This window comes from Psychromonas aquatilis (genome assembly GCF_038155185.1).
GTDB lineage: Bacteria > Pseudomonadota > Gammaproteobacteria > Enterobacterales > Psychromonadaceae > Psychromonas > Psychromonas aquatilis.
On sequence record NZ_JBAKAZ010000344.1, the window covers coordinates 1 to 219 of the forward strand.

Annotated in this window: 1 pseudogene; it reads right to left on the reverse strand. The window is 40.2% G+C overall.

Annotated features, from left to right (window positions below):
• Positions 1-219 (reverse strand): annotated as a pseudogene (locus V6256_RS15780) (N-acetylmuramoyl-L-alanine amidase); the annotation flags it as partial.

Below are 219 nucleotides of genomic sequence, written 5' to 3' on the forward strand. Positions count from 1 at the left end.
CTAGCATGCACAGGTTCTTTTTTATGCATTTTTGTGACTTTTGATAGCTCATTGGTAACCAGTGAACCAATATTATATCCTACCCCCATGGTGTTACCCATCGACATATCTAATAGCATTTTATTCAAAATTGGCACGCTGTCTGAGCCTTCAATAATATTTCCTGCGCCACCTAAAAATTCAGACTGCGCTTCGTTTTTCTCCATCCATGGACGCAAC